Origin of the sequence: Formicincola oecophyllae, from assembly GCF_006542395.2 — a bacterium.
Taxonomy (GTDB): domain Bacteria; phylum Pseudomonadota; class Alphaproteobacteria; order Acetobacterales; family Acetobacteraceae; genus Formicincola; species Formicincola oecophyllae.
Genome location: NZ_CP038231.1, coordinates 1904893 through 1930711 on the forward strand (window position 1 = coordinate 1904893; position 25819 = coordinate 1930711).

General features: G+C 62.0%; 16 protein-coding genes and 2 CRISPR repeat arrays. Of the genes, 3 read left to right on the forward strand and 13 right to left on the reverse strand.

Annotated features, from left to right (window positions below):
* Window positions 1-12: 12 nt before the first annotated feature.
* From E3E12_RS08515 to E3E12_RS08530, 4 genes are all read right to left on the reverse strand, one after another.
* The gene (locus E3E12_RS08515; RefSeq protein WP_141443910.1) at window positions 13-879 is read right to left on the reverse strand and encodes a hypothetical protein; all 867 of its coding nucleotides are present in this window, start codon (window positions 877-879) and stop codon (window positions 13-15) included.
* Entirely contained in the window at window positions 872-1639 is a 768-nt protein-coding gene (locus E3E12_RS08520; protein ID WP_168194429.1) for a HesA/MoeB/ThiF family protein, read from the reverse strand. The genes E3E12_RS08515 and E3E12_RS08520 overlap by 8 nt, the downstream gene beginning before the upstream one ends.
* 67 nt (window positions 1640-1706) lie before the next feature.
* The gene (locus E3E12_RS08525; RefSeq protein ID WP_141443912.1) at window positions 1707-1931 is read right to left on the reverse strand and encodes a DUF3126 family protein; all 225 of its coding nucleotides are present in this window, start codon (window positions 1929-1931) and stop codon (window positions 1707-1709) included.
* 167 nt (window positions 1932-2098) lie between these two features.
* Window positions 2099-3019, reverse strand: a complete 921-nt coding sequence (locus E3E12_RS08530; protein ID WP_206338649.1) for an aldo/keto reductase — start codon at window positions 3017-3019, stop codon at window positions 2099-2101.
* A 255-nt stretch (window positions 3020-3274) separates the two neighbouring features.
* On the opposite strand from E3E12_RS08530, the gene E3E12_RS08535 reads away from it, so the two are divergent.
* Complete coding sequence (locus E3E12_RS08535) at window positions 3275-6055, forward strand: valine--tRNA ligase (protein ID WP_141443913.1); 2781 nt, start codon at window positions 3275-3277, stop codon at window positions 6053-6055.
* Between the two features lie 916 nt (window positions 6056-6971).
* A CRISPR array of direct repeats spans window positions 6972-7239; the repeat unit is 28 nt; unit sequence TTTCTGAGCTGCCTGTGCGGCAGAGAAC.
* Window positions 7240-7740: 501 nt separating this feature from the next.
* Here the strand turns inward: E3E12_RS08535 and glmS are convergent.
* The 7 genes from glmS to secD all read right to left on the reverse strand — a co-directional run bounded on the left by glmS (window position 7741) and on the right by secD (window position 20367).
* Window positions 7741-9570 carry a glutamine--fructose-6-phosphate transaminase (isomerizing) gene (gene glmS / locus E3E12_RS08540; protein ID WP_141443914.1) on the reverse strand — a complete coding sequence of 610 codons (1830 nt, stop codon included), beginning with the start codon at window positions 9568-9570 and terminating at the stop codon, window positions 7741-7743.
* Window positions 9571-9722: 152 nt separating this feature from the next.
* Entirely contained in the window at window positions 9723-11123 is a 1401-nt protein-coding gene (glmU, locus tag E3E12_RS08545; protein WP_141443915.1) for a bifunctional UDP-N-acetylglucosamine diphosphorylase/glucosamine-1-phosphate N-acetyltransferase GlmU, read from the reverse strand.
* Between the two features lie 136 nt (window positions 11124-11259).
* Complete coding sequence (locus tag E3E12_RS08550; protein ID WP_141443916.1) at window positions 11260-12261, reverse strand: DUF3108 domain-containing protein; 1002 nt, start codon at window positions 12259-12261, stop codon at window positions 11260-11262.
* A complete protein-coding gene (gyrB, locus tag E3E12_RS08555) occupies window positions 12254-14731 on the reverse strand; it encodes a DNA topoisomerase (ATP-hydrolyzing) subunit B (protein WP_141443917.1) in 2478 nt (825 codons plus the stop codon). The genes E3E12_RS08550 and gyrB overlap by 8 nt, the downstream gene beginning before the upstream one ends.
* Before the next feature lie 218 nt (window positions 14732-14949).
* Complete coding sequence (recF, locus tag E3E12_RS08560) at window positions 14950-16158, reverse strand: DNA replication/repair protein RecF (RefSeq protein ID WP_141443918.1); 1209 nt, start codon at window positions 16156-16158, stop codon at window positions 14950-14952.
* Between the two features lie 225 nt (window positions 16159-16383).
* Window positions 16384-17314: a CRISPR direct-repeat array (repeat unit 28 nt; unit sequence TTTCTGAGCTGCCTGTGCGGCAGAGAAC).
* A gap of 570 nt (window positions 17315-17884) precedes the next feature.
* Entirely contained in the window at window positions 17885-18829 is a 945-nt protein-coding gene (secF, locus tag E3E12_RS08565; protein ID WP_141443919.1) for a protein translocase subunit SecF, read from the reverse strand.
* 2 nt (window positions 18830-18831) lie between these two features.
* Window positions 18832-20367: a protein translocase subunit SecD gene (gene secD / locus E3E12_RS08570; RefSeq protein ID WP_456305540.1), complete on the reverse strand. Its 1536-nt coding sequence runs from the start codon at window positions 20365-20367 to the stop codon at window positions 18832-18834.
* A 298-nt stretch (window positions 20368-20665) separates the two neighbouring features.
* On the opposite strand from secD, the gene E3E12_RS08575 reads away from it, so the two are divergent.
* Complete coding sequence (locus tag E3E12_RS08575) at window positions 20666-21700, forward strand: Gfo/Idh/MocA family protein (RefSeq protein ID WP_141443920.1); 1035 nt, start codon at window positions 20666-20668, stop codon at window positions 21698-21700.
* A gap of 43 nt (window positions 21701-21743) precedes the next feature.
* Window positions 21744-23024 (forward strand): hypothetical protein, encoded by a 1281-nt coding sequence (locus E3E12_RS08580; RefSeq protein WP_141443921.1) that lies wholly within the window; start codon window positions 21744-21746, stop codon window positions 23022-23024.
* 213 nt (window positions 23025-23237) lie between these two features.
* Here the strand turns inward: E3E12_RS08580 and E3E12_RS08585 are convergent, their stop codons facing one another.
* Complete coding sequence (locus tag E3E12_RS08585; RefSeq protein WP_141443922.1) at window positions 23238-23831, reverse strand: isochorismatase family cysteine hydrolase; 594 nt, start codon at window positions 23829-23831, stop codon at window positions 23238-23240.
* A gap of 108 nt (window positions 23832-23939) precedes the next feature.
* Entirely contained in the window at window positions 23940-25790 is a 1851-nt protein-coding gene (locus E3E12_RS08590) for an ABC-F family ATP-binding cassette domain-containing protein (protein WP_141443923.1), read from the reverse strand.
* Window positions 25791-25819 lie beyond the last annotated feature (29 nt).

A 25819-nucleotide genomic window follows, 5' to 3' on the forward strand; every position in this document is an offset into this window, starting at 1 on the left:
CACCAGGGCTGGTTAAAAGCAAAGCAGCTGACCAGTGGCAGCTTCCGCCATGAAGCTCACCATGCCAGTAATGGCGGCGCCTGAAAGCGCGCTGGGCTTCTCATGGTTGATGGAGGCCAGCTGAAGGGCAGCCTCGCAAGCTTGTAAGCGCCCCCCCAGCGCTTGGACCTGGCTAAGAAGCTCCGCCAAGGTGGCCACGCGGCAGGCACGGGCGTGGCGCTCATTCTCCCCATACATCTCCGCCCGCAAAGGGGGGGAGAGGGCGATGATGGCCGCCCCGCTGAACAGCATGGTGGTGGGGCGCCTCAGTAAAAGAGCAGCGGTGGCTGCCGTTAACGCGCTGTGCAGGTGCGACCACTCAGCGCTGCACAGAATCATGAACAAGGGCTGGCTTCCTTGGGTGGAGGAAGCTTGGTTAGGGCTGGATGGAGGAGCGGCAGGCGTGCCTATACTGGCACTATCAAGGGCAGCGCCCCTGTCGGTCATGAAGGGGTCAACGCCGTAAGGGTCGCCTTTGTAGAAATCCTCCTCTCGGTGGGGGCGGGGCTTTTTCAAGGCTTGCTCTGCCAGGGCTGCCTCAGCCACGCTGAGCAGGCCCTTAAGGGCACTTAGCACGGGGTTGGCGCTGGTGGCGCTGCCTGTGTCCTGGCTGGCTTGGGCAGGCGCTGTACTGATGGTGCTTTGGCCTGGCGCAATGGCCATGGCCTGGGGACTGCTGGGGTCCGCCAAATCCATGGCGCTTGTCGGAGATAGCAGGATGGCCACGGCCCCAACCTTTGCCGGGGCGTCCTCAAACGGGTCTTTGAAACGGCCAGGCCCCGCCCCAGTCACGCCCTGGCGGCCGCGTGCCTTGGGTTTTTCATCCTGCCCCTTAGCCATGGTGAGGCACCCCTTGCTCTGCAGCCCCTTGCCTTGCGCCCTCCTGAACCATGCTATAGTGGGGGCAGCTTAGGCTGGCGCGCAACGTCAAGCCACGCAAACGCATGTCCTGCCCCTCCCAAAGGTGCAGCGTGCTTTCAAGGGCCTGTTGGCGTGCTGGCTCCAGCAGCAGCCGCACCACCTCAAGCGCCATCATTTGCGCCACCAACCCTGGTACTGGACCTATCACGCCAGCGCCAGTGCAGCTGGCAGCGGGGCTTCCAGCCATGTGGGGGTGGAGGCAGCGCTGGCATGGCCCGCCAGGGTGGGCTGGGAAATGCACCATCCAGCCTGACCAGCCCTGCGCTGCCCCTGAAACCAGGCTGCGCCCAGCGCGCTTGCAAGCGTCTGAAAGCAGCAGGCGGGTGGTGGCATCATCAGTGGCATCACACACAATGTCGTAACGGGGCACCTGCGCCGCCATGAAGGCGGCGTCAGCAGCGTGTTCATGCCCGTCCAGCCAGGCAGCGCTGTTGAGCGCGCGCAAATGGGCCAACAGGGCCGCCACCTTGGGCCGGCCCACGTCACTTTCCACAAAAGGCGGCTGGCGGTGGAGGTTGCTGAGGGCGACCTGGTCATGGTCAACCACCCCCACCCTGCCAACGCCAGCGCCCACCAATGCGCGCGCCAAGGGTGCGCCTAGGCCGCCAGCGCCCACCACCAGCACGGCTGCGTTAGCCAGCCGCGCCTGGCCAGCGGCCCCCACATTAGGCAGCAGCACCTGGCGGGAATGGCGCTCCAGTTCAGCAGGGGTGAAGTCAAGCGGCCCCTTGGGTGTGGACTGGCGTTCAGGCAGGGGGAAGGTCTTCCTGAAGGACCGTGATGTTGATGGCGTAGGTCACCTCCCCATCCTCATCATCACGGTAGACGGTGCCGACTGCCTCAGGCCCCACGGCGACTTCGAAACTGCCTTTGCGGGTGGCGTCTGGGCGCACGGTGATGTCCGGGCTGTGCAGGAGGCGGCGCAACGCCCCCTGCAGGCGGGGGATTTCAGAAGCGGAAAGGTCAGCCATGGCAGTTCCTGGAAGTGGTTGCAGGTGGGGCCGCAACAGCCGCCCCTGAAGGCCAGTCCATAAACGATGACGCTACACAGGGCAAAATCTGCTGAGCCACCGCTGGCCAACCTTTGCCCTGGCTGGGGCTTAGGGATTGGCGCAGGGGCTAAGCCAGGGCTCGTCTTTCAGCCGCCGAAGGTGGCCGGGTCAGGCCCTAGGCGCCCAGCGGGGCTGTCCAGCCCAGCCATGGCCGCCATCTGCGCTGCTGAAAGGGTAAAGTTGAAGATGTCGGCGTTTTCCACCATGCGCGCTTTGTGGACCGATTTGGGGATGACAGCGCAGCCACGCTGCAGCAGCCAGCGCAGCACCACCTGGGCTGGCGTGCGGCCTGTGGCCTTGGCGATGTCGACTACGACAGGCAGCCCCAGCGCTTCCCCGCCGCCTAGCGGGCGCCACGCTTCTGGCAGAATGCCGTTTTCCAGGCAGTAATCCACCAACGCGCGCTGCTGGAAGCGGGGGTGGATCTCAATCTGGTTCACCGCTGGCAGGATGCCTGTCTCAGCCTCCAGGCGCGCCAAGTGTGGCGCCAGGAAGTTGGAAACGCCAATGGCGCGCACACGCCCTTCACGCCGCAGTTGGATGAGGGCGCGCCACGTCTCCACGTAGCGGTCCTGACCAGGACATGGCCAATGGATGAGGTAGAGGTCGATCCGGCCTTGGCCAATCAGCTTCTCGCTGGCTTCAAAAGCGCGCAGGGCCTGGTCGTAACCTTGGCAGTTATTCCAAAGCTTGGTGGTGATGAACAGGCTGGGGTTGTGGCGTGCCGCCACGCCAACGCCAGCCTCATTGCCATAGAAGGCGGCCGTGTCCACAGCGCGGTAGCCAACGCTGCTGGCCTCGCGCACCACCTGGGCAGTTTCGAGGGCAGGGGTGCGCCAAACGCCAAGCCCCAGCCAAGGCATCAACGTGCCGCAGCGCAGGCGCACATTGGCCTTTGGGCTGTTGGGGGCGAACGGCCCTTGGTTGAGGAACAGTCCCTTGCCAGCTTTGGCGGCCTTCACAAGGGGGGCGCTTGCTGGTGGGTTGGGTTGTTGGGTGGGTTGCATGGTTATGCTCTCCTCAATCCAGCGGTGGTGGTACCTGGTTCATCCTGGCTGATGTGGCCGTTCACACCACCCTGCCACAGCGTCCACCACCATGCCAGGCACGGCCTCCCTTGGTCTGATCTTGGGCCTGGTTCTGGGATGCCCCAGGCAAAAACTGCGCTGGGGGAGGGTGGCGGTTAAACGCCTGAACGCTTAAAACTGGGGGGAACGTCCCTTAGTGACAGCCCCTTCAGCAGCCAGCCCCTCAGGTGCCCCATGTCAGAAAGCCCCACCGCCACCACCCCAACAGCAACACTGGCGCCGGGACCATTAGACAAGGCCTTTGAGCCAGCACACCATGAAGGCGCGCTCTACCAGCGCTGGATGGCTGAAGGCGCCTTCAAAGCGGACCCAGCCCAGCCAGGCCAGGCCTACAGCATCGTCTTCCCGCCGCCCAACGTCACGGGCACGCTGCACCTGGGGCACGCGCTGACTTTCACACTGCAGGACATCCTCTGCCGTTGGCAGCGCCTTAAAGGCGCCAACGTGCTGTTCCAGCCTGGCACGGACCATGCCGGCATCGCTACCCAGATGGTGGTGGAGCGCATGTTGGATAGGGAGGGCACCTCCCGCACGGCCTTGGGCCGCCCTGGCTTCCTGGAGCGCGTCTGGGCCTGGAAGGAGGAGCATGGCGGCCGCATTGTGGAGCAGCTCAAGCGCCTTGGCACTTCAGCTGATTGGAGCCGCGAGCGCTTCACCATGGATGATGGCCTCTCCCGCGCTGTGCGCCGCGTTTTCGTGCAGCTTTATAAAGAGGGGCTGATTTACCGCGACCGCCGCTTGGTAAACTGGGACCCAGCCTTCCGTTCCGCCATTTCCGACCTGGAGGTGGACAATAAAGAAACCAAGGGCAGCCTGTGGCACGTGCGCTACCCTGTTGAGCGCGATGGCAAGCTGACGGGGGAGTACGTCACCATCGCCACCACAAGGCCAGAGACCATGCTGGCTGACGCCGCCGTGGCCGTCCACCCATCAGACGAACGCTTTGCCCACCTCAAAGGGGCGCATGTGCGCCTGCCGCTGACGGGGCGGCGCGTCCCCCTCATCGAGGATGAGCACTCAGACCCTGAAAAGGGCACAGGCGCTGTCAAAATCACCCCTGCGCATGATTTCAATGATTTTGAGGTCGGCCAGCGCCACAACCTGCCCGCCCCCACCATGCTGGACGAAGGCGCCAACATCTGGCTTGACGAAATCATGGGGGAGGTGGAAGCCATCGCTGGTGTTTCAGACCCGGCCTTCGTCAGCGCCCTGGCCGGCATGGGCCGTGACGATGCCAGAAAGGCCATGGTGGCTGAGCTGGACCGCCTGGGCTTCCTGGCTGCTGTAGAGGACCACACCCTCCAGCAGCCCGTGGCTGAGCGTGGTGGGGCTGTGGTGGAACCGCGCCTGACCATGCAATGGTACTGTGACGCCCCCAAGCTGGCCGGCCCCGCCATCAAAGCTGTGGAGGGTGGCGCCATCGCGTTCGAGCCCAAGCAGTGGGAGAATACCTTCTTCGCCTGGATGCGCGACATCCGCCCCTGGTGCATCAGCCGCCAGCTGTGGTGGGGCCACCGCCTGCCCGTCTGGTACGGCAGCGATGGCCGCACTTACGTGGCTGAGACGGAAGAGGAAGCCCTGGCTGAAGCCCGCGCCCACTCAGGCCCTGACGTGGCGTTGCGCCAGGATGAAGACGTCCTCGACACCTGGTTCAGCTCTGGCCTGTGGCCGTTCAGCACGCTTGGCTGGCCTGACCGCAACGACCCCTTCCTGGAGCGCTACTACCCCACAAGCACTTTGGTGACGGGCTTTGACATTATCTTCTTCTGGGTTTCACGCATGATGATGCTGGGGCTGCACTTCATGGAGGAAGTGCCCTTCAGAAAAGTGGTCATCCATGGTCTGGTCCGTGATGAGAACGGGCAGAAGATGTCCAAGTCCAAGGGCAATGGCATCGACCCCCTCGACCTCATCGCTGAGTATGGCGCTGACGCCACCCGCCTGACCATCTGCGCTGGCACGGGCCCCGGGCGCGACATTAAATTGGGCCGGGGCCTGGTGGAGGAGCGGCGCGCCTTCATCACCAAGCTGTGGAACGCCGCCCGCTTCGCTGAGATGAACCAAGCCATCCCCCGCGAAGGCGCAGCCCCCTTCAACCCCAACGCCGCCCAGGGCACGCTTGCGCGCTGGATCGTGGCAGAGGCCCAGAAGGCAGCCCACGGCGCCAACAACGCGCTTGAGGCCTCCCGCTTTGATGATTACGCGCGCCTCACCAGCCAATTTGTGCGCGATGTGTTCTGCGACTGGTTCCTGGAGTTCGCCAAGGGCGTCTTCAACAGCGATGACGCCGCCAACCAGGCGGAGAAGGCGGAACTGCGTGCAGCCACTGCCTGGGCCTTAGGCGCCATCCTGCGCATGTTGCACCCTGTAATGCCATTTGTGACAGCGACCTTGTGGGACAAAATGGGCTATGGCGCCCTTCAAGGTGACATCACCAAGCAGCGCTGGCCTGAAATGGCCCAGCCAGGCCAGGGGGACCAAAGTCACGAAAGCGAGATCGCTTGGCTGATGGACGTCATTTCAGCTGTGCGTTCCGTGCGCGCTGAAATGAACGTGCCGCCATCACGCAAAGCCCCTCTCCTGCTGCGCGGTGCTGACGCCCCAACCATGGCGCGTGCTCAAAAATGGCAGGAGGTCCTAGGCCGCATGGGCCGCATTGAGGGGGTGGAGAGCGTGGCTGAAGTCCCAGGGGAAGTCTGCGCCCAAGTGGTGTTCGAACAGGGGACGGGATTCATCCCCCTTGGCAGCTTGATTGACATCAACGCAGAAAAGGAACGTCTGGCGCGCGACATCCAGAAAGTGGAAGGGGAGATCACCAAAGTCTCCAAAATGTTGGGCAATGAGAAGTTCCTGGCCCGCGCCAAGCCAGAGGTCGTGGCGGAAAACCGCGCCCGCCTGGCCCAGTTCGAAGCCACGCGCAGCCGCCTCCAGGCTGGCCTCGCCCGCTTGGGGTAAAGGCCCAGCACGTCAAGCTCAGGGCGGTGGATTAGGGGCAAGGGTTGGGTGGCACCGCCTGGTTCATGCCCAGGCCCTGCTGCCCTTGGATGTGTCCCATCCCCTAGGCAACCCCTCCCTCCCAAAGCCCCTTGAACCAACCAGACTTTCAAAAAGGCTCTAACAAAGGACCCTTAAGTTAAGTCTTCGGGCTGTCAGGCGGCGATAAGTGCCGCCCTATGGGACGGCCCGTTAAAGCCGGTGTGAAACTTGTGAAGGCTGCAAAGCCAAACAGCGTGAGACAGCGGCTTGGGATTCCAAGACAGCGCTGCCCGAAGGGCAAACGAAACGTAGTAAACCTTCAGGCCTGCACGGGCAGAAGCCCTAGCCGGGTTCGTACAGCAAGAGTGTGTTTAAGATCCCGCGCTGCCCTATGGGTCACCGCTCCGGCTTTAAGGGTTCAAGAGGGACGTAAGCCCAAACGCAGTAAAGGCGTGGCCAACCGGTTCAAGAAGAACCCCGCATAAGGCCGCAGGCCTGTTGAAGCCCCGGTTTCACGCTGTTTGGCCTGGCGGCCCACATAGCCAGTCCAAGAGTCTCAACCGAAAAGACTGTTTAAATAACCGAGCCAGAGTTGTGTGAGTGAAATTTCACTCTGTGTTCAGAGTAATATATTCCAAACTCCTACCCGCCATCATTATCTTGTTAAATAATCTATAAAAAATATAATAATTAACAGGGAAGTGCATCCAACTAGGACAATGTCACGACATTTCTTGAAATCTATGTATTCGATTTGTTTTTCTTTGAGACGTTTATCTAGGTCAGTTTCAGATTGTTTATTCATTTTTTCCTTACCCCCCAGATGGCCAGGAATTTTCTAAACTACCTGAGTAACAGGAAACACGGCAAGGGAGAGGCGTGTCAAGCACTGCCCTTTCTGAGCTGCCTGTGCGGCAGGGAACTGCCCAACGCCTGGCGTGCTCCTACACGTCAATTTCTGAGCTGCCTGTGCGGCAGAGAACAGAACGTCCATGGCGTCCGCGCAGTAGAGTGTTTTCTGAGCTGCCTGTGCGGCAGAGAACCAGTGGAATAATGTGAAGTTGACGTGGGGAGCTTTCTGAGCTGCCTGTGCGGCAGGGAACGTGAGTATCACTACGCGCATAAGCACTTAACGTTTCTGAGCTGCCTGTGCGGCAGAGCCGCCATATAGGGCGAAGCCCGTTAAAGCCCGAAGTGACGGAGCGCAGAACATAGTTCAAGCGTAGTAAGTCTTCGGGCTAATAGGCGGCGATAAGGGAACTAGAACTGATTCACGCTTCAACGTCTGCAAACAGCCAGTAAATGCACTATGGGCCCATCTATCCCTCTCTTCAAGCCAGTTCTGGCGACAGCCCGTAACTGCCGTTTTTTCAAGGCGCTCAAAATTAGGGATAGAATGGAAGGTATGTTTGATGGCTACACCGTGCCCCACAGACAGCTCAGAAAGGGCAGTGCTGGTTGGGTTTCCTTGTCGCCACATAAAAGCCGCTGCGATACCGCGCCGCATGAGTTGCAAGCGGCAAGAAGCAGCGGCTTTCACAGGCCTATGGCCTTAGATGGCGCCGCTCTTGAAACCGGTTAGCCAGGCCTTTTCTGCGTTTGGGCTTACGCCCGGCACTGCGACAGGCCTGGCTTTTACGCCTTTCAGGCTAAATCGGTTCCGCTCACTCCACGGTGACGGACTTGGCGAGGTTGCGGGGCTGGTCAACATCAGTGCCTTTGAGCAACGCCACTTCATAAGCCAGCATTTGCACTGCGATGGCGTAGAGCAAAGGCGCCGTGAAGGGGTCTGAATCAGGCAGGACCACCATGTGTTCCGCCACACCCTTGAGCTGGGCCGCCCCCGCCTTGTCTGTGAAGGCCAGGATGCGCCCACCACGGGCCTTGGCTTCCTGAAGGTTGGAAATGACTTTGTCGAACAGGATGGTGGAGGGGGCGATGGCCACCACAGGCACGGTTTTGTCAATCAAGCTGATGGGGCCATGCTTGAGTTCCCCAGCGGGGTAGGCCTCAGCGTGGATGTAGGTGATCTCCTTCAGCTTCAGCGCGCCTTCCTGGGCGATGGGCATACACACGCCGCGCCCCAGGAACAGAACATCGCGCGCTTCCGCAACGACCTTGGCCATGGCCTGGACGCCAGCCTCCCCACCCAGGATCTCCACAGCTTTGTGCGGCACAGCCTGGAGGGCCTTGGTGAGTTCGGCCGCCCGCTTGGCGTCAATGGCGCCGCGCGCCTGCGCCACCGTGATGGCGAGCGCGCCCAGAACGGCCAGCTGGGCCGTAAAGGCCTTGGTGGAGGCAACGGAGATCTCAGGCCCAGCTAAGGTGGGTATCACGGCATCGCTGTCACGCCCCATGGTGGAGTGGTCCACGTTGAGGATGGAGAGAATGGCCTGGTCGTGGTCCTTGAGGTAGCGCAGCACACCCAGGGTGTCGGCTGTTTCCCCCGATTGGGAGATGAGCAGCGCCAGGCCGCGGTCTGGCTGATGGGGCTGGCGGTAGCGCAGTTCCGAGGCAACATCGATGTCCACAGGCAGGCGCGCCAGGCTTTCCAGCCAGTAGCGCCCCACAAGGCCAGCATAATAAGCGGAACCGCAGGCGGAGATGGTGATGCGCGGCAGCGTTGCCAGGTCAAGCGGCAGGGCTGGCAGCTTGAAGCTTTGGGTGGCTTGGTCGGTCAGGTTGGCCAGCGTCTGGCCAATGGCGGCGGGGTGCTCGTGAAGCTCCTTTTCCATGAAGTGGCGGTAGCCGTCCTTGCCAATTTGGGCGGCCTGGCCGGCTGGCTGGGTTTTGATGGGGCGTTCCACCACCTGCCCTGCGCGATTGTAAATCACGGCACTTTGGGGAGTGAGAACGCACCAGTCGCCATCATCAAGGTAGCAGAGGCGGTTGGTCAGGGGCGCCAGGGCCAGGCTGTCCGAACCGAGGAACATCTCCCCCTCCCCATAGCCGATGGCCAGGGGGGCGCCGTGGCGCGCGCCAATCAGCAAGCCGTCATGGCCTTCAAAAATCATGGCGATGGCATAGGCGCCCTCAAGCCGGGCAAAGGTTTGGCGGGCGGCTTCTTCTGGGGTGGCGCCCTGCTTCAGGAAGCCATCAGCGAGGTGGGCCACGACCTCTGAATCAGTTTGGCTTTGGAAAACGGCGCCCTTGGCTTCCAGTTCCGCTTTTAGCTCAGCGTAGTTTTCGATAATGCCGTTGTGGACAACAGCCACATCCCCCACCTTGTGGGGGTGGGCGTTGTTGGCTGTCGGCTCCCCATGGGTGGCCCAGCGCGTGTGGCCAATGCCCGTGGTGCCTTGAATGGGGGTTTCCGCCAAGGCGGCCTTTAAGTGGTCAAGCTTGCCTGCAGCGCGCACGCGCTCAATCTGGCCTTTGGGGCCAATGGTGGCGATGCCTGCTGAATCATAGCCCCTGTACTCCAGGCGCTTGAGGGCATCGAAAATAATGGGAACAGCCGGCTTGTGCCCGGCTACACCGCAGATTCCACACATTTTCCATTCCTTCCTTCTGGGTCTAGGTTCTGGGTCTTGGGGCGAACCAGCCATCTTCAGGCCTGCTTAGTGCAAGCTTAAACCTTTTTGGGCGCGCTGTGGGGGTGTCGGGGCTTTCTTTTCCCCATTCACCTGATTCTTTTCTCCGTTTGTTAATCCTTTGTAGAGCCCTTGTCAGATTTGGGGGCCTTCCCTTGGGCAGCGCGCGCCGCCAGGCGCCTGCGCAGCAGGGGGGCGCGCCCTGGACGGTTGGCTTGGCGTGCCCGACCTAAGGCCAGGGCTTCGTCTGGGACATCCTCCGTGATGACGCTGCCAGCCCCAACCAGCGCGCCATCGCCAACGCGCACAGGCGCCACCAAGATGCTGTCAGAGCCAACAAAGGCCCCCTGGCCAATCACGGTGCGGTGCTTGCCAAAACCATCATAATTGCAGGTGACGGTACCAGCGCCGATGTTGGTACCAGGGCCAATGTCGGCATCACCTAAGTAAGACAGATGGTTAGCTTTGCTGCCCTGGCCCAGATGAGTGTTTTTGAGTTCCACGAAATTGCCAACATGGCTTTGGGGCGCGCACTTTGTGCCAGGGCGCAGGCGGGCGTAAGGCCCTACCACGCTGCCTTCACCAACTGTGCAGCCTTCCAGGTGGGAGAAGGCGCGGATGGTGGCACCGCCTTCCACTACAACCCCTGGCCCGAAAAACACGTTGGGTTCCACCACGCTGTCTGGCCCCAGCTGCGTGTCCGCGCTGAGGAACACCGTTTCAGGGGCGACCAGGGTTGCGCCGCCAGCCATGGCAGCAGCGCGCAAGCGCTTTTGCAGCGCCGCCTCAGCCATGGCCAGCTGGGCGCGGTCATTGATGCCCATGGCTTCGTCCTCGCTGATTTCCAGGTGCACCACATGGCCTTCCTGGGCGGCCTGGGCTACGACATCAGTCAGGTAAAGCTCCCCCTGGGCATTAGCTGGGGTCAGCGCCCCAAGCCAGCGCGCCAGGTCATCGCCATTGGCGCAGACGCTGCCAGCATTGCACAGGGTCAGGGCGCGTTCCCCTGCCGTGGCGTCAGCGTGTTCCACAATGCGTTCGACCAGGCCAGCTTTGTTAAGGATGACGCGCCCATAGCGCCCAGGCACATTGGGACGCATGGTGACCAGGACAAGGCTCACCCCAGGCTGGCGGCGCGCCTGGAGTGCACGTTCCATGGTGGCGGCTGTCATCAAGGGGTTGTCGGCGCACAGCACCATCACATCCCCCACCGCCTGGCCAGGGGGCGCCCCAAAGCGTGGTGCCGCCTGGGCTGCTGCATGGCCTGTGCCGCGCCTTTCATGCTGGGTTGTGGTGGCGTGGGGCTGCACCGCTTCCTCCAACGCTGCCATCTCTGGCCCCACAATGACGGTGATGCTGTCAAACACCTGTTGGGCAGCAGCCAGCAAATGCGCCACCAAGGGCTGGTTGCCCAAACGCTGCATAGCTTTGGGGTGAGCTGACTTCATGCGTGTGCCGCGCCCCGCTGCCAGGATAACGGCACGGGCTGGGGTGGTGGTTGAGGATGCTGTCATGGTGGTGCCTCCTGCCTGGGGCGAGGTTGGGGGAAGGTTAGGCGGCAAATCCTGATGGGCCAAGGGCTTTCAACCCCTGCTGCCCCAAGTGGGCGCCATGGTTGGGGTTGCCACTTCCTTATTATTGCCCGTCATGTTAGCGCCCGTCATTTTCAGAAGCGTGGTGGGGTGGGCTTTCCAGAACGATGCTGACCTGCCCCAGCCCTGGGTACTCCACCTCTATCCGCACTGGGATGAGGCCAAAACCCGGAATATTGCGGAACCAGGCATGGCCTGGGCGCGGCTTCATTTTGTCGGCCTTCCAGGGCGCGCCTTTGGTGAAGCCCGCTATTTGGTGGCCCATGAAGTCGCAGCGCAGGGCGCTTGGAGCGTCATCGGGGGTGTTTGGCGGGGGCTCACCTGGTATGTCGCCAAGGCCGTCACTGTCAGGCACGGTGGTTTGCACGGGGCCTGTTGCGTTGATTTCCGTCAAGCGTAGGCCATCAAACAGGATCTCATGAAGTTGGCAGGAACCTGTTGTGCCAAGCGAGTGGATGAGACCCGCCAGGCCGCTCATCACATCCACTGCACCTTGGGTCTGGGCAGGGTCCAGCGGCTCATGGTCGGTGGCGGCCGGCACAATCAAGGTCACTTTGGGGCGGTGGCCTGGGAAATCCATCACCACATGGCGTTTCACGCCTTTGAAGCTGCCATCGCTTTCATAATGCAGTGGCAAGACGCTGGTGCCAGAGAACAGGCCTGTGGCCTGGGCGGTGCGGTTGATGTTGAGGAACCAGCTCACCACGCCAATGGTGTAGATGTGGGCATTGGCGCCATAGCCCCAGGGGTGGAAGCCATAGTTCACGTCCGCTGTCAGGACGTGCAGCCCATGGACGTAAATGGCATAGCGCACGCTGAACGCCCCAGGCATAGGGCCAGCGTGGCGGTTAGGGCTGGGCGGGAGCGGGGCCTGGGCGTGCAGGGCCTGCTGGGCTTGGGCCAGCCCCTGGGCCTGGCGCAGGGCGTCTGGCACATTCACAGCCAGTGGAGCGGCGGGTGTGGCTAGCGCTGGGCTGGAAGGCCCCATGGCCAAGCCTACCGTTAAACCAAGGGCAAGCGCCCAAACTGTGGTGGTGGGGGTAGTGCTGCGGTCAGACATCAAGGTTGGCAACGCTCAAGGCATTGTCAACGATGAACTCACGCCGTGGCTCCACAACATCGCCCATCAGGGTGGAGAACACCTGCTCAGCTTCCTCCACATCGCCCATCTTGATTTGCAGCAGGGTACGGCTGGCTGGGTCGAGGGTGGTGTGCCACAGTTGCTCGTCATTCATCTCCCCCAGCCCTTTGAAGCGGTTAATGGTCAACCCACGCCGGCCTGCCTTCAAAAGGGCTTCCACCAGCTCCCCAGGGCCTGGGATGGCTACGGCTTCCCTATTGTCCACCTGCAGCTGGGCGGGGCTGGCGAAATCAGCCATTAGGCGTTCAGCCTGGGCAGCAAGGCGCTGCCCTTCACGGCCTTTGAGCTGGGCAGCCTCCAAAGTGTGTTTTTCCGTCAGGCCGCGCAGGGTGCGGCGGCACACCACAGCGCCAGGGGTACCCTGGCTTTCCTCCAGCGTGACGCGCCAACCTTCCTCGCCAGGGGCTGCCAGGTTGTCCAGCCTTTGGGCCAAGGCAGCACGTTTCTCAGGCGTGGGGGGGGTGTCGCCGAACAGCCCAGTGATGGCCGCCTGCTCTACCAGGGGCAGCGGCAGGCGCGCTGCCAGGGCCGTGACGTCACGCGCTACAGCGCGGTAGCCGTCCACTAAAGCGCGCAGTTCCTCCCCAGCCAGTGTGCGCCCATCATGCAGCGTCAGCGTGGCGCCATGCAGGGCCTTGTCAAGCAGGTAGGCCTCCAAGGCAGCTTCATCCTTGAGGTAGCGTTCCTCATTGCCGCGCTTGGCGCGGTAAAGGGGGGGCTGGGCCACGTAAAGGTAGCCGCGCTCAATCAGTTCAGGCATTTGCCGGAAGAAGAAAGTGAGCAGAAGCGTGCGAATGTGGGATCCATCCACGTCAGCGTCCGTCATGATGACGATCTTGTGGTAACGCAGCTTGTCAGGGCTGAAACCGCCCTGGCTTTCATCACCGCGCCCAATGCCTGTGCCCAGCGCCGTTATCAGCGTGCCGATTTCAGCTGAGTTCAGCATACGGTCGAAGCGCGCGCGCTCTACATTCAGGATTTTACCGCGCAAAGGCAGAATGGCCTGGAAGCGCCTGTCGCGCCCTTGCTTGGCGGTGCCGCCGGCTGAATCGCCCTCAACAATAAAAATCTCGGCCTCAGCAGCGTCACGCGTCTGGCAGTCTGAAAGCTTGCCAGGCAGGGAGGAAATGTCAAGCACCCCTTTGCGGCGCGTCAGCTCGCGCGCTTTGCGCGCCGCCTCACGCGCGCTGGCGGCGTCCACAGCTTTGCCAACGATGATCTTGGCTTCCTTGGGGTGGGTTTCCAGCCAGTGTGAAAGCTCGTCAGCCACCACGGAATGCACAACTGGCTGCACTTCAGAGGAAACCAGCTTGTCCTTGGTTTGGGAGGAGAACTTCGGGTCCGGCACCTTCACAGAGAGGACGGCCGTCATGCCTTCGCGCATGTCGTCACCCGTCAGCTGGGCGGCCTGCTTGATACCGCTCTGGGTGGCGTATTTGCCAATGGCGCGCGTCAGGGCCTGCCTGAAGCCAGCCAAGTGCGCGCCGCCGTCACGCTGGGGAATGTTGTTGGTGAAGCAGAGCATCTGCTCCCTGAAGCCATCGTTCCAAGAGAGGGCGAACTCCACCCTGATGCCGCTTTCAGCGTCATCGATAGCGCCCGTGATGGGGGGGGTGATGAGCTGCACACGGCTTGTGTCCAGCCAGTCCACAAAAGCGCTGAGACCACCTTCATAGTGGAAGACGGCCCTTTTCTCCTGCCCAGGGCGCTTGTCCTCCAGCACGATCTCCAAGCCGGAGTTCAGGAAGGCCAGCTCGCGCACGCGCTTTTCCAGGATGGAGAATTCAAACGTTGTCGTGGCGAAGGTGGCAGAACTGGGCATGAAGGTAACCTCCGTGCCGCGTTCCGCACTGGAGGGGCCAACCACCTTGAGGGGCTCTTCGCGCTCCCCATGGCGGAAACGGATAATGTGCTCCTGCCCATCGCGCCAAATGCGCACCACCATGCGTTCAGACAAGGCGTTGACAACAGCCGCGCCCACACCATGCAGCCCGCCTGAGACCTTGTAGGAGTTCTGGTTGAACTTGCCGCCAGCGTGGAGCTTGGTCAGCACCACCTCCGCAGCGCTGACGCCCTCTTCAGGGTGCATCCCAGTGGGGATGCCGCGCCCGTTGTCACGCACACTAACGGAGCCATCAGCGTTAATCACCACTGTGCAGCGCGTGGCGTGGCCGGCCTGGGCCTCGTCAACAGCGTTGTCGATGATCTCAAACACCATGTGGTGCAGGCCTGAACCATCGTCAGTGTCGCCAATATACATGCCGGGGCGTTTGCGGACGGCATCCAGCCCTTTGAGGACGGTAATGGCCGAAGCGCCGTAACCATCCCCCCCCTGGCCCCCGGCGGCCTGTGGTGCAGGGTTTTCAGGGGTGGGTGGGGTGGTGGTCATGGGCGGCTTCCAAAATCAGTAAAGGGCAGACAGCCATGCGCCCCAACAAACGCCAAGGGCGCAGGGTGGCGGCGCACGCCAAGGGAACGCCATGAATCCGGCTGCCGGAAAACAGGCTTTGGCGGTGATGTCAGTCACTGTGACTATAGCGGGAAACAGGGCCGGAAACCATCCCTTGCGCCCTTTAAAGGGCTGGAAATGGCTTGAAAACCGACCTTTCACGCCCCAAGCGTTGGCAAGGAGGGCAGTCTCTGAAGGGTGGGGCTGCCTTCAGCGCCTGTTTCCACCCCCCAGAACGCCGCCTGACCTTCCAAGGGGGCGAAGGTGCTGCGGTCCGTGCCGGTCAGCAGGGCTGTGGCGCCCGCTTCAAGCAAGCGTTCCATCAAGGCCTCGCGGTGGAGGGCGTCCAAGTGCAGCAAAGGCTCGTCTAGAAGCAGCACTGGCCTGACGGGACCCACCTGCGCCATCAGGCGCGCATGGTCGAGGAGCGTTCCCAACACCATGGTTTTCTGCTGGCCACTGCTGGCCTCCCCCCCCAAGCGCCCTGTGGTGGCATCCCGCAACGTGAAATGCGCTTTGTGCGCGCCAAAGCCGCAGTAGCCGCGCAGAGCGTCCTCCTGGCGGTTTTGGCGCAAGGTGGCTTTCATCCATTCCTCCACCTCCAGTGCCGGCATAGAAGCCAGGCGTTCAGCCAAGGGGCAGGAAAGCTCCAGCAGGCTGCGGGGGAAGGCGTGCCGCGTTGACGAGGGGGGGGAAGGCGGCGCTGGCAAGGCCGCCATGGCCTCCAGGAAAGCCAGGCGCGCTGCCGTGGCGGCAACAGCATGCCGGCTGAGGGAGGCCTCAAGCGCATCAAGCCAATCATGGTCCCATGTTCCTGGCGGGGCAGCCAGAAGGCGGTTGCGCCCAGCCAAGGCCTGCTCATGGGCGGCCATTTCCCGCGCATGGCCTGGCTGGTGGGCCACCACCAGGCGGTCCAGAAAACGCCTGCGCCCGCCTGCGCCCTCGCTGCACAGCCTGTCCATGGCGGGGGTCTGCCACACGCAGGCGAACCAATCAGCCACGTCAGCCTGGCTGCGCACAGCTTCGCCATCCAAGCGGAACTGGCGCCGGCGCTGGCCTTCCTCCACAGCGGTGGCCAGGGTGATGGCCTCCTGCCCATGGGGGCTTTCCACAGTCAATTCCGCAGCAACACCCCACCCCCCCCTCAGCCCTTCCCCACCAGGGGGTTGGTAGGCCAGGCGCCCTAAGGGGGCCGCGCGCAGGCCGCGCCCAGGCGCCAGGAGGGAGACAGCCTCCAGAACATTGGTTTTGCCGGCCCCGTTAGGCCCTGTGAGTATGGTGAGGCCAGGTCCAGGGCGCCATGATAGGCGTGTGTAGTTGCGGAAGTCCGTCAGGGTGAGCTTGCTGATGTGAACGTTCTGCGCCACAGTTTTCCTCTCTGCTGTTGGCAGCGCTTTCCTTAGAACGCCCTACCTAACCATGGCCATCCCTGCCCTCAGGCGCAACATTTCCCAGGCGACGATAGATAAGAGCCGCCGTATAGGGCGAAGCCCGTTAAAGCCCGAAGTGTCGGAGTGCAGCGCGTAAGCGCAAACGCAGTAAGCCTTCGGGCTAAGAGGCGGCGATAAGGGAACACCAACCAGCACTGCCCCTTTCTGAGCTGCCGGTGCGGCAGGAAACAACGGCCGGGAACACAGTACTGACAGATGAGTTTTCTGAGCTGCCTGTGCGGCAGAGAACGCCGATTTCCTGTGTCCTCCCTCCATCTTTACTTTCTGAGCTGCCTGTGTGGCAGAGAACACCAAGCTGCGCTTGGGTGGCGATGCCGGGCATTTCTGAGCTGCCTGTGCGGCAGAGAACAAACGGGCATGCTGGGCTACCCCGCTTACAGCTTTCTGAGCTGCCTGTGCGGCAGAGAACCTGGGGCTGCCTTTCAGGGTGCCACTGTTCACCTTTCTGAGCTGCCTGTGCGGCAGAGAACACTGAACGCCTCGACTAATGCAGTTTTTGCAATTTCTGAGCTGCCTGTGCGGCAGAGAACGCTGCGCGGCCAGTTCGTTGACCAGGTTCCGCTTTCTGAGCTGCCTGTGCGGCAGAGAACACGACAGCGCGACAAATCCCCTGTTTGCGGTCTTTCTGAGCTGCCTGTGCGGCAGAGAACGGGTAAGGGTCTGTCTCTTTCGCCGTGACAAATTTCTGAGCTGCCTGTGCGGCAGAGAACACTCTCCGGCTCAATGCTTATTAAACCCCTGGATTTCTGAGCTGCCTGTGCGGCAGAGAACAATGGAAGCTTTGTCCAGTTGTTGTCTGTACCATTTCTGAGCTGCCTGTGCGGCAGAGAACTAATCCAGTAAACACCATCCTGGTTGCCGTCATTTCTGAGCTGCCTGTGCGGCAGAGAACCAGGTGCCCCAGCGTCCCAGGCACAGCCGACTTTTCTGAGCTGCCTGTGCGGCAGAGAACACGACAGCGCGACAAATCCCCTGTTCGCAGTCTTTCTGAGCTGCCTGTGCGGCAGAGAACCGTCACGCCCCATCCTTCACACGCGGGGCAGTTTTCTGAGCTGCCTGTGCGGCAGAGAACTAGAAGGTGTTGGCTGAAAGCGCGCGGTAAACAGCCAATGAAGGCATATTAAGCCCTTCTGCCTCTTTTGGGAAGACTTCTTTGAAAAACCTTAAAAGCCGCCATTTTTCGGGGTGGTGAAAAAAGAGGGTTTGAAATGGCGCTGACCAAGGCATGAATGAGGCGAAAAGGTTAACGAACTTGAGAAGAGTCTGTTGGAGATGATTTCCCTAAAAACGTTGCCAAACCAACTATAAATCTGCCTCTACCACACAACGAACCACGCGGAATTATGCTCCTTGGCGTTAAGTTTTATGCCATATTTAACGTTTCGGAGGGCTTCAAAGGGCCTGTTATGCCCGTGTGGGCTGGGCAGAACCTGTCATTGTGCAGAACCAGTAACAGCGTGCCGGCCCCCCTTGGGCCTAAGCTGGCTGGGTACCTTCCCATTCTTCACTAAGGCGGCTTCACCAAGGAGACATGAAAAAGGCTGGCCACGGAGCACGCAGCCAGCCTTTCTTTTCGGCCCTAGCCCTCAGGCGCTATGGCCGCTTGTGCCTAGGGGCCATGGGGTGCCTTGAACAGGGCCCTTCAGCTAGCTTTGCTGTGCAAGGCTGGGCGCAGGCGGTCATGGCCGAACAGCAGCAGCAGGGGGGCAGCGATGAAAATAGACGATGACGTTCCCACCACAATGCCAAACAGCATGACGGTGGCGAAGCCCTCCAGCGTCTCCCCCCCGAACAGGGCCAGGGGCAGCGCCGCCAGGAACACCGTCATGGAGGTGCCGAGCGTGCGGTTCAGCGTTTCGTTGATGGAGAGGTCGAGAAGTTCGCGCAGCGGCATTTTGGGGAAGCGGCGCAGATTCTCGCGGATGCGGTCATAGACCACCACCTTGTCGTTGGTGGAGTAGCCCAGGATGGTCAGCAGAGCTGCTACCATCACGGCGTCAAACTCAATGCGGGTGATGACCATAAAGCCGATGGTCTTGGTCAGGTCCAGAAGAAGGGTGATGATGGCTGAGAAGGCGAACTCCCACTCAAAGCGCACCCAGATATAGGCCAGGATCATGGCCATGCTGAAGCCCAGCGCCAGGAGGCCGTTGACCAGTAGCTCCCGCGAGACGGAGGCGCCGATAGCGTCAGCCTGCTGCACTTGAACGCCTGGAATGGCCTTGGTGACGGCGTTCTCCACCCCTGTGACGACTTTCTGCGTCATTTCGGGGTTGTCGGGGCCGGCAGGCAGGGTGGCTGCAATGCGCAGCGTGCGGTGGTTGCCAAGATACTGGACGGAGGCAACATCCTGCCCAGCGCGCTGGAGGATGGCGCGCACGGCCTGGGGGGTTTCGGGCTTGGGCGCCTGGATGGTCACCATGACGCCGCCCCTGAAGTCCAGCCCAAGCTTCAGCCCTGGATGGAAGAACAGGATAAGGGAGAGGATGGAGAGAACAGCTGAGGTGGCAAGCCCAGCCTTGGCCCCTTTGAGGAAGGGGATTTGGTGACCATCCCGGACGAAACGGAAAAGCGGACGTGAAAGCATGGTCAGACCGGAAGCTCCTTCGGGCGGGTGTGGGCGTACCAGCGCACAATCAGCAGGCGCGTCAGGACAAGCGTGGTAAACAGCGTTGTGCCAATGCCGATGGTGATGGTGAGGGCGAAGTTGCGCACAGGCCCTGTGCCGAACACGAACAGCATGACGTGGGCGAGGAAGGCTGTGGCGTTGCTGTCCACGATGGTGCCTGTGGCCTTCTCAAACCCTACCTGGAGGGCCTGGAGGGGCTTAAGGCCCCTGTTCTGCTCCTCCCGGACGCGTTCATTGATGAGGATGTTGGCATCCACCGCCATGCCGAGCGTCAGCAGGATGCCTGCCATGCCAGGCAGGGTAATGGTGGCTTCAAACAAGCTCAGCACGGCCAGGATCATCACCAAGTTGGCCAGGAGGGCGATGTCAGCGTAAAGGCCGAACAAACCGTAGAACAGCAGCATGAAGCCGACCACAAGCACAAAGCCAACAGCCAAACTGATGAGGCCTGCTTTAATGGAGGCCTCCCCCAAGCTGGGGCCGATGGAGTTCTGCTCCACGATGACCAAGGGGGCTGGCAGGGCGCCAGCGCGCAGCATCACCGCCAGGTCTGTGGCACTTTGGGCGGTGAAGTTGCCTGTAATTTCCCCCTGCCCACCTGTAATGGGGGTGTTGATGACAGGCGCGGTCAGGATGCGCCCATCAAGCACAATGGCAAAAGGCTTGCCGACATTGGCCGTGGTAATGCGCCCGAACTCCTCAGCGCCTTTGGCATCGAAGTTGAGGTGAACGGCCCAGCGGTTGTCGCTCATCCCAGCTGAGGCGTCCGAGAGGTCGGCGCCGTCCACCTCAATCTGGTTCAGCACAGCAAGCTTGCGGCCGTGCTCGTCCGTCATCATGGTGGCGCCTGGGGTGGCCACGCTGGGATCTGGCGCCAGGAGGTGGAATGTCATGCGCGCTGTGGTGCCCAGCAGCTTTTCAATGTGGGCTGGGTCGCTGACGCCTGGCAGCTCCACCATGATGCGGTCGTCACCCTCACGCGCGATGGTGGGGTCCATGGCGCCTGTGCTGTCAATACGGCGGCGCACGATCTCAATGGAGCGGGTGATGGCTTCACGCTCCACCGCCTTGAGGGTGTCGCGGTTGATGGCCAGCACAATGCGCCCGCCCACAACGGCACTGTGGTAGGCGCCTGGGGTGGGTTCAGGCAGGGCCTTGATGATGGCCAGCGCCTTGCTGAGTTCAGAAGGGGCGCGCGGGGCGAAGCTGACGGCGGCTGCGGCTTGGTCCACCTTCATGTCCACATAGCCGGCGCCGCCCGCCTGGAGGGCGTGCTTTACCTGCCCTTCGAGAATGGCGAGCTTGTCGTGCTCAAGCACCTTGGTGTCGAGCTGCAGCAGCAGGAATGAGCCGCCGCGCAGGTCAAGCCCCAAATGGACCTGGTGCCATGGCCAGGCCTTGGAAGGGGCGGGAAGGAAGTTGGGCACGCACAGAAGCACGCTGATCAGGCAGAGGGCTGCGGTGCCCAGCATCCTGAGGCGGCTGTAATACATCATGGGCGGTTTCCGGGTTCAGGCTGGGGAGCCGGTTGGAAAAAGGTTGGGCTGTGCAGGTGGGCACGGCGGGAGCGGTTGGGGACATGCGACAACGCCCCCAACAAGGGCGGGGCGAATTACACCGTTTTCAGCGCGCCCCTGCAACACCCAAGCCCCGCAAAGCGCAGGTCCGCGCCCAAACCAGGCCCAAGGGTGGCAGGTGGCCTGCAGGATGATAGAGTGCAAACCCACAGGTCCCTTTAAGGGCCCGTTCCTCTTTATGCCCTATCAGCTTACCAGCGTTTTCCAAGGCCGCCTCATGCCAACCACCTCCCCAAGCCACCCCCACCCCACCCAACGCCTGGCTGTGGGGGTGGTAGGGGCTGGTCGTTTCGGGGCGCTCCACGCCCAGAAAGCAGCACTGGGCGCACGTATGGATCTGGTGGGGGTGCATGATTTGGACAAGGAGCGCGGCCAGGTGGTGGCGCGTGCTGCCAACTGCGCCTTCTGGCCAGATTTCAGCGCTATGTTAGGGGCGTGTGATGCTGTGGTGGTGGCCACCCCTGCTGGCACCCACGCGGCCCTGACCAGCGCTGCCCTCCAGGCGGGATGCCATGTTTTGGTAGAAAAGCCCATCGCCACCACGCTGGGGGATGCCAGGACCCTTGGCGCCCTGGCGCAGCGCCAAGGAAAGGTGCTGCAGGTGGGGCATTTGCTGCGCTACAGCGCTGAACACGCACTGGTCACGGCGCGCATGAAGCGCCCGCTTTATGTGGAGGCCACGCGCCTGGCCCCCTTCAGCTTGCGCGGCACGGATACGTCTGTGGTGCTTGACCTGATGATCCACGATTTGGACTTTATCCTGTCCGTAATGGGGGGGGAGGTTGCGGGGGTGGAGGCCATGGGTGCGGCCGTCTCAAGCACCAGCGCTGACATCGCCAACGCCCGCGTGCGCTTTTCAAACGGCGCCGTGGCCACGCTGACGGCCAGCCGCATTTCGCTGAAAACAGAGCGCAAAATGCGCTTCTTTGGCGCTGAGGGTTATCTTTCGGTTGATTTTGGCCAGCGCAAAGCAGCTTTCATCAACCGCCATGAAGGGCTGGTGCTGCCTGGAACAGTCCCTATGGGCACGGATGGCCAGCGCGGGAGCAACTTCAGGCGCGCAGCCATGGCGTGGAAAAACCGCGACCTCATCGCGCTAGAGCAAGCTGCCTTTGCGGCCTCCTGCCTTGATGGGGCGCCTGTGATGGTGGATGCAGCAGCGGCCACCAGGGCGCTGGAGGCCGCCCTGCGCGTGAATGCCGCCATGGCGGCGAACCGCGCCACGCTTGAGTCCGCAGGACTGCTGCCCTGAAAGGTGGGTAGAGGGCGGCCGACTCAACAGCAAAGGCAACGCCATGAAAACCACCAAGACACCTTTCCCCAGCACCAACGCCACATCAGCTTGGGCCTGGTTCACGTCCGCAGCCCGTACCCACCGCAAGCGCGCAGCAACCCTCTTGGCGCTTGGCGCCCTTATGCTGCCTGGGGCGCTGCCAAGTGCTGCTAGGGCCGGCGACCGCACCGTCTGCCCCACTGGGTGCGCCTTCAGCAGCCCCTTGGCGGCCTTCAGGGACGCGTTGGGTGACCCAGCCCTGGCGCAAGGGGTCATCACCATCCATATTCAGGATGGAACCTACCCTGTGAACGACCAGTTTTATGTGGATAACCCTTGGGGCGGCAACATTCACCTTGTGGGTAACACGGACCATCCTGAACGGGTCGTTCTGGTTTTCAACAACATCGCCGGCACCAACTTCAATGGCTTCTTCGCTACGGATGGCGGGCGCATTGGCTTGATTGATGGCATGACCATCAACGGCAGCGGCGCACAAAGCGCCCACAGCGCCAGCGGCACATCATGGCGCCTTCAATCCTATGGCGGCGGTATTACCGCGCGCTATGGCGGTAAAATCGTGGTGGGGCCCCATGTGAGCGTTAATCATTTCTATTATTCCCTGATGGCAGACCAAGGCGGCATCATCAACGCCCCTTCTGGCCATGTCACGGGGACGGACGCTGGCGATGTGAACTTCTTCGCGCGCCACAATGGCGTTCTTCATTGCGAGAATTGTACAGCCGACCGCGCAGTCGACACCACGGGCGGCCCTGTGCTGGGGTGCAATTTCATGGCGGAGGAGGGCGGCAGCCTAACGGTCAATGGCTCTGTGGGGTCGAACGGCCGCGTGGGGGGGCTATGCATCCTGACGGCCTCCCACGCTTGGGGGCATGACCTGCACTTGCTAGGCGGGCTGCCGGACGACAACGGCCAGCCCCAGGGATGGGGCCTGTGGGCGACCGAGAATGGCTATGCCGAAACCTATGGCAGCCATGTGGAAGGCTACCAGAAGGGCGTCTACGTTAATGATGGCGCAGGCCTGGACCTGAGCAATGACGTCATCGCCAACAACGTCCTGGCAGGGGTGGTGGCTGATGGCGGCCACGTAGATGGCAGCCACGTTACCTCTACAAACAATGGTGGGCTGGGCTACCAGGCCTTCCATCAAGGGCGCATCCTGGTTTACGACAGCCGCGCCCTGAGCGTGGGCAACAAAGGCGGCCTGGCAGGGGCGGAGCAGGCCAGCGATGGCAACATGCAGGATGACACCTACACCGCTTCCACCGTTGTGGTGGAATAAGCGCCGCAGGCACTACCTCCTAGTCCCCTTCAGCCTGCGCGGCACGGACACGTCCGTAGTGCTTAACCTGATGATCCACGATTTGGACTTCATCCTGTCCGTAATGGGAGGTTGCGGGGGTGGAGGCCATAGGGACGGCTGTTTCCAGCACCAGCGCTGACATCGCCAACACTCGCGTGCGCTTTTCAATAGGTAGGACTGCCCAGGGGGCGTTCAGGCAAGGCGTGCCAAGCCCCCTTCAATATCCACCACATCAGCCAACCAGGAGGGCACGCAGCCCAAAAGCACCTGGTTGGTTTCCGCTGTGGCATCCCCACAAGCAGGTCCCACCAGGCAGGGGGTATAGTCAAGGTCAAAAGCCTGGCGGAGGGTGGACATCACCACACCAGAGGTGATGACGCCCCCCATGACCAGGGTGTTGATGTTCTGCGCGCGCAGGATCATGGCCAAGTTGGTCCCTGTGAAGGCGCCAACGCGGTTCTTCACCACCACCGTTTCGCCAGGGCGGGGCGCTAAGGCTTGGGTGATGGCCGTTCCAGGCTGCCCCAGAAGGCCCATTTTCTCGCGCTTTATGGCGGCGAACATCACATTGTTGGGGCTGACGGAAGGGTAGCCTGCCTCAAACGCCACCATGATGTGGATAATGGGCACAGCCTGGGCGCGCGCATACGCCAGCAGGCGCCCCGCCGCGCCCACGGCGCCCTGGGCCTGGTCAGGGGAAAGGTAGTTTTCCAGGATGTAGTCCTGGTAATCCATCAGCATCAGGGCTGTTTTGGCGGGGGTGGGGGTTTGAGGGGCTGTGGCCATGGCTTTCTATTCTCCCTTTAAAACCATCAGGTTAAGGCAAGTGGGCTGAGATAAGGGGCTGAGCTTCAGCTTGGCACAGCCAGATGACTTCCAGGGTTCACGGCCCCTTCAGCTTTCCTTGAGCATCTCCAGCTCCAGCCAGCGTTCCTCCTGGGCGGACTGTTTTTCCTCAAGCTCCCCCAGAAGGGTGGTGATTTTCTCAAAACGTTTGGGGTTGGCGCTGTAAAGCTCCGGGTCCTCCAAGGCTTTGCGGCAAACGGCGATGTCCTTGGCGGTTTTCTCAAGCGCTTTTGAAAGCCCCTCAAGCTCCAGCCGTTGGGCGTAGCCCAGCTTGGCTGGCCCCTCCCCCTTGATTTGGTCGGCTTTGGCGTGCCCAGGGGCTGGCGCTTTGGCGCCCCGCCCCCCCTGGCTTGCTTGGGCGTTTGGGGTGGCTCTGGTGGCGGCTTTGGCGCCAGCGCGCTGTTGGCGCTTCATGTCTGACCAGCCGCCAGGGTATTCGCGCCACAGCCCGCCCCCTTCAGCTGCCAAGACAGAGGTCGCCAAACGGTCAAGGAAGTCGCGGTCATGGCTGACCAGAAGGACCGTGCCCGGGTAATCCGCCAGCAAGTCCTGCAACAGGTCAAGCGTTTCCAGGTCTAAGTCGTTGGTTGGCTCATCAAGGATGAGGAGGTTGGAGGGCTTGGCCAGCGCCACTGCCAGCGCCAGGCGCCCCCGCTCCCCCCCAGAAAGGCTGCTGACGGGGGTTTTGGCCTGTTCGGGGCGGAACAGGAAGTCCTTCATGTAGCCGATGACGTGGCGCTTCAGCCCGCCCACCGTCACCATGTCGCCTGAACCGTCTGTCAGGGTTTCCGCCACGGAGCGGCTAGGGTCAAGCGTGGCGCGCTCCTGGTCCAGTGTGACCATGGCCATGGTGGGGCTGCGCTTAATGGTGCCGGCAAATCCTGGCCCTTCAGCGGGCAGGCGGCCTGTCAGCAGTTTCAGGAGGGTGGACTTGCCAGCTCCGTTGGGGCCGCAGACACCAACCCTGTCCCCCTTCAGCAGGCGGAAATTCAAGTTCCTGATGATGTCCTCCCCCTGGCCAGGGTAGCGGAAGCTAACATCCTGGGCGTCCAGCAGAATGCGGCTGGTGTTGTCAGCGCTGCTGGCCTCCATAGCAAGGCTGCCGCGCTTGGCTGATTTCAGCTCCTGCTGGGCTGCGCGCAAATTGCCCAAATCGGCCAGGCGCTTGACGTTGCGTTTGCGCCTGGCGGTGACGCCATAGCGCAGCCAGTCCTCCTCAGCGGCGATTTTGCGGGCCAGCTTGTGGGCGGCAAGCTCATCCTGGGCCAGCTGTTCGTCACGCCAGGCCTCAAACTGGGCGAAGCCCGCCTCCAGCTTGCGCGTGCGCCCACGGTCAAGCCACAGGACGCTTTGGCACAGATTCTCCAAAAAGCGCCTGTCATGGCTGATGATGGCCATGGCCTTCTGCGAGCGTGCCAGCTCCCCCTCCAGCCAGGCGATGGTTTCCAGGTCGATATGGTTTGTCGGCTCATCCAGCAGCAGGATGTCAGGGTCGGCTGCCAAGGCCTGCACAAGGGCTGTTTTGCGCCTCTCCCCCCCTGAAAGTCCTGCAGTGGGCAGGCCTTCCTCCAGGCCGATCTCAGCAAGGTAGCTGCGCGCGCGGTGGTGCTGCTCAGGGGGCAGGCCCTCCGTCACGGCTGCCCCGACAGTGGCGTGGTCAGCAAGGTCTGGTTCCTGGGCCAGGTAGCGCACCTTCACGCCAGGCTGGATGAAGCGCGTGCCGCCATCTGGCGCCAGCAGCCCAGCGGCCAGCCGCATGAGGGTAGATTTGCCAGAGCCATTGTGCCCAACCAGGCAGATGCGCTCGCCAGCTTCCAAGCTGAGGGAAGCGTCCTGCAAAAGCGGCTTGCCACCCAGGGTGTAGGAAAGGTTGGACATTTGGAGGAGGGGGGCGGCCATGGGCTTGCTTGCACGCTCCGTTCTGGTGG

What these genes read in the sequence shown, in the direction of transcription:
- E3E12_RS08515 (WP_141443910.1), bottom strand. Translation starts at nt 879, where the DNA reads ATGGCTAAGGGGCAGGATGAAAAACCCAAGGCACGCGGCCGCCAGGGC.
- E3E12_RS08525 (WP_141443912.1), bottom strand. Translation starts at nt 1,931, where the DNA reads ATGGCTGACCTTTCCGCTTCTGAAATCCCCCGCCTGCAGGGGGCGTTG.
- E3E12_RS08530 (WP_206338649.1), bottom strand. Translation starts at nt 3,019, where the DNA reads ATGCAACCCACCCAACAACCCAACCCACCAGCAAGCGCCCCCCTTGTG.
- E3E12_RS08535 (WP_141443913.1), top strand. Translation starts at nt 3,275, where the DNA reads ATGTCAGAAAGCCCCACCGCCACCACCCCAACAGCAACACTGGCGCCG.
- glmS (WP_141443914.1), bottom strand. Translation starts at nt 9,570, where the DNA reads ATGTGTGGAATCTGCGGTGTAGCCGGGCACAAGCCGGCTGTTCCCATT.
- glmU (WP_141443915.1), bottom strand. Translation starts at nt 11,123, where the DNA reads ATGACAGCATCCTCAACCACCACCCCAGCCCGTGCCGTTATCCTGGCA.
- E3E12_RS08550 (WP_141443916.1), bottom strand. Translation starts at nt 12,261, where the DNA reads ATGTCTGACCGCAGCACTACCCCCACCACCACAGTTTGGGCGCTTGCC.
- gyrB (WP_141443917.1), bottom strand. Translation starts at nt 14,731, where the DNA reads ATGACCACCACCCCACCCACCCCTGAAAACCCTGCACCACAGGCCGCC.
- secF (WP_141443919.1), bottom strand. Translation starts at nt 18,829, where the DNA reads ATGCTTTCACGTCCGCTTTTCCGTTTCGTCCGGGATGGTCACCAAATC.
- secD (WP_456305540.1), bottom strand. Translation starts at nt 20,367, where the DNA reads ATGATGTATTACAGCCGCCTCAGGATGCTGGGCACCGCAGCCCTCTGC.
- E3E12_RS08575 (WP_141443920.1), top strand. Translation starts at nt 20,666, where the DNA reads ATGCCAACCACCTCCCCAAGCCACCCCCACCCCACCCAACGCCTGGCT.
- E3E12_RS08580 (WP_141443921.1), top strand. Translation starts at nt 21,744, where the DNA reads ATGAAAACCACCAAGACACCTTTCCCCAGCACCAACGCCACATCAGCT.
- E3E12_RS08585 (WP_141443922.1), bottom strand. Translation starts at nt 23,831, where the DNA reads ATGGCCACAGCCCCTCAAACCCCCACCCCCGCCAAAACAGCCCTGATG.
- E3E12_RS08590 (WP_141443923.1), bottom strand. Translation starts at nt 25,790, where the DNA reads ATGGCCGCCCCCCTCCTCCAAATGTCCAACCTTTCCTACACCCTGGGT.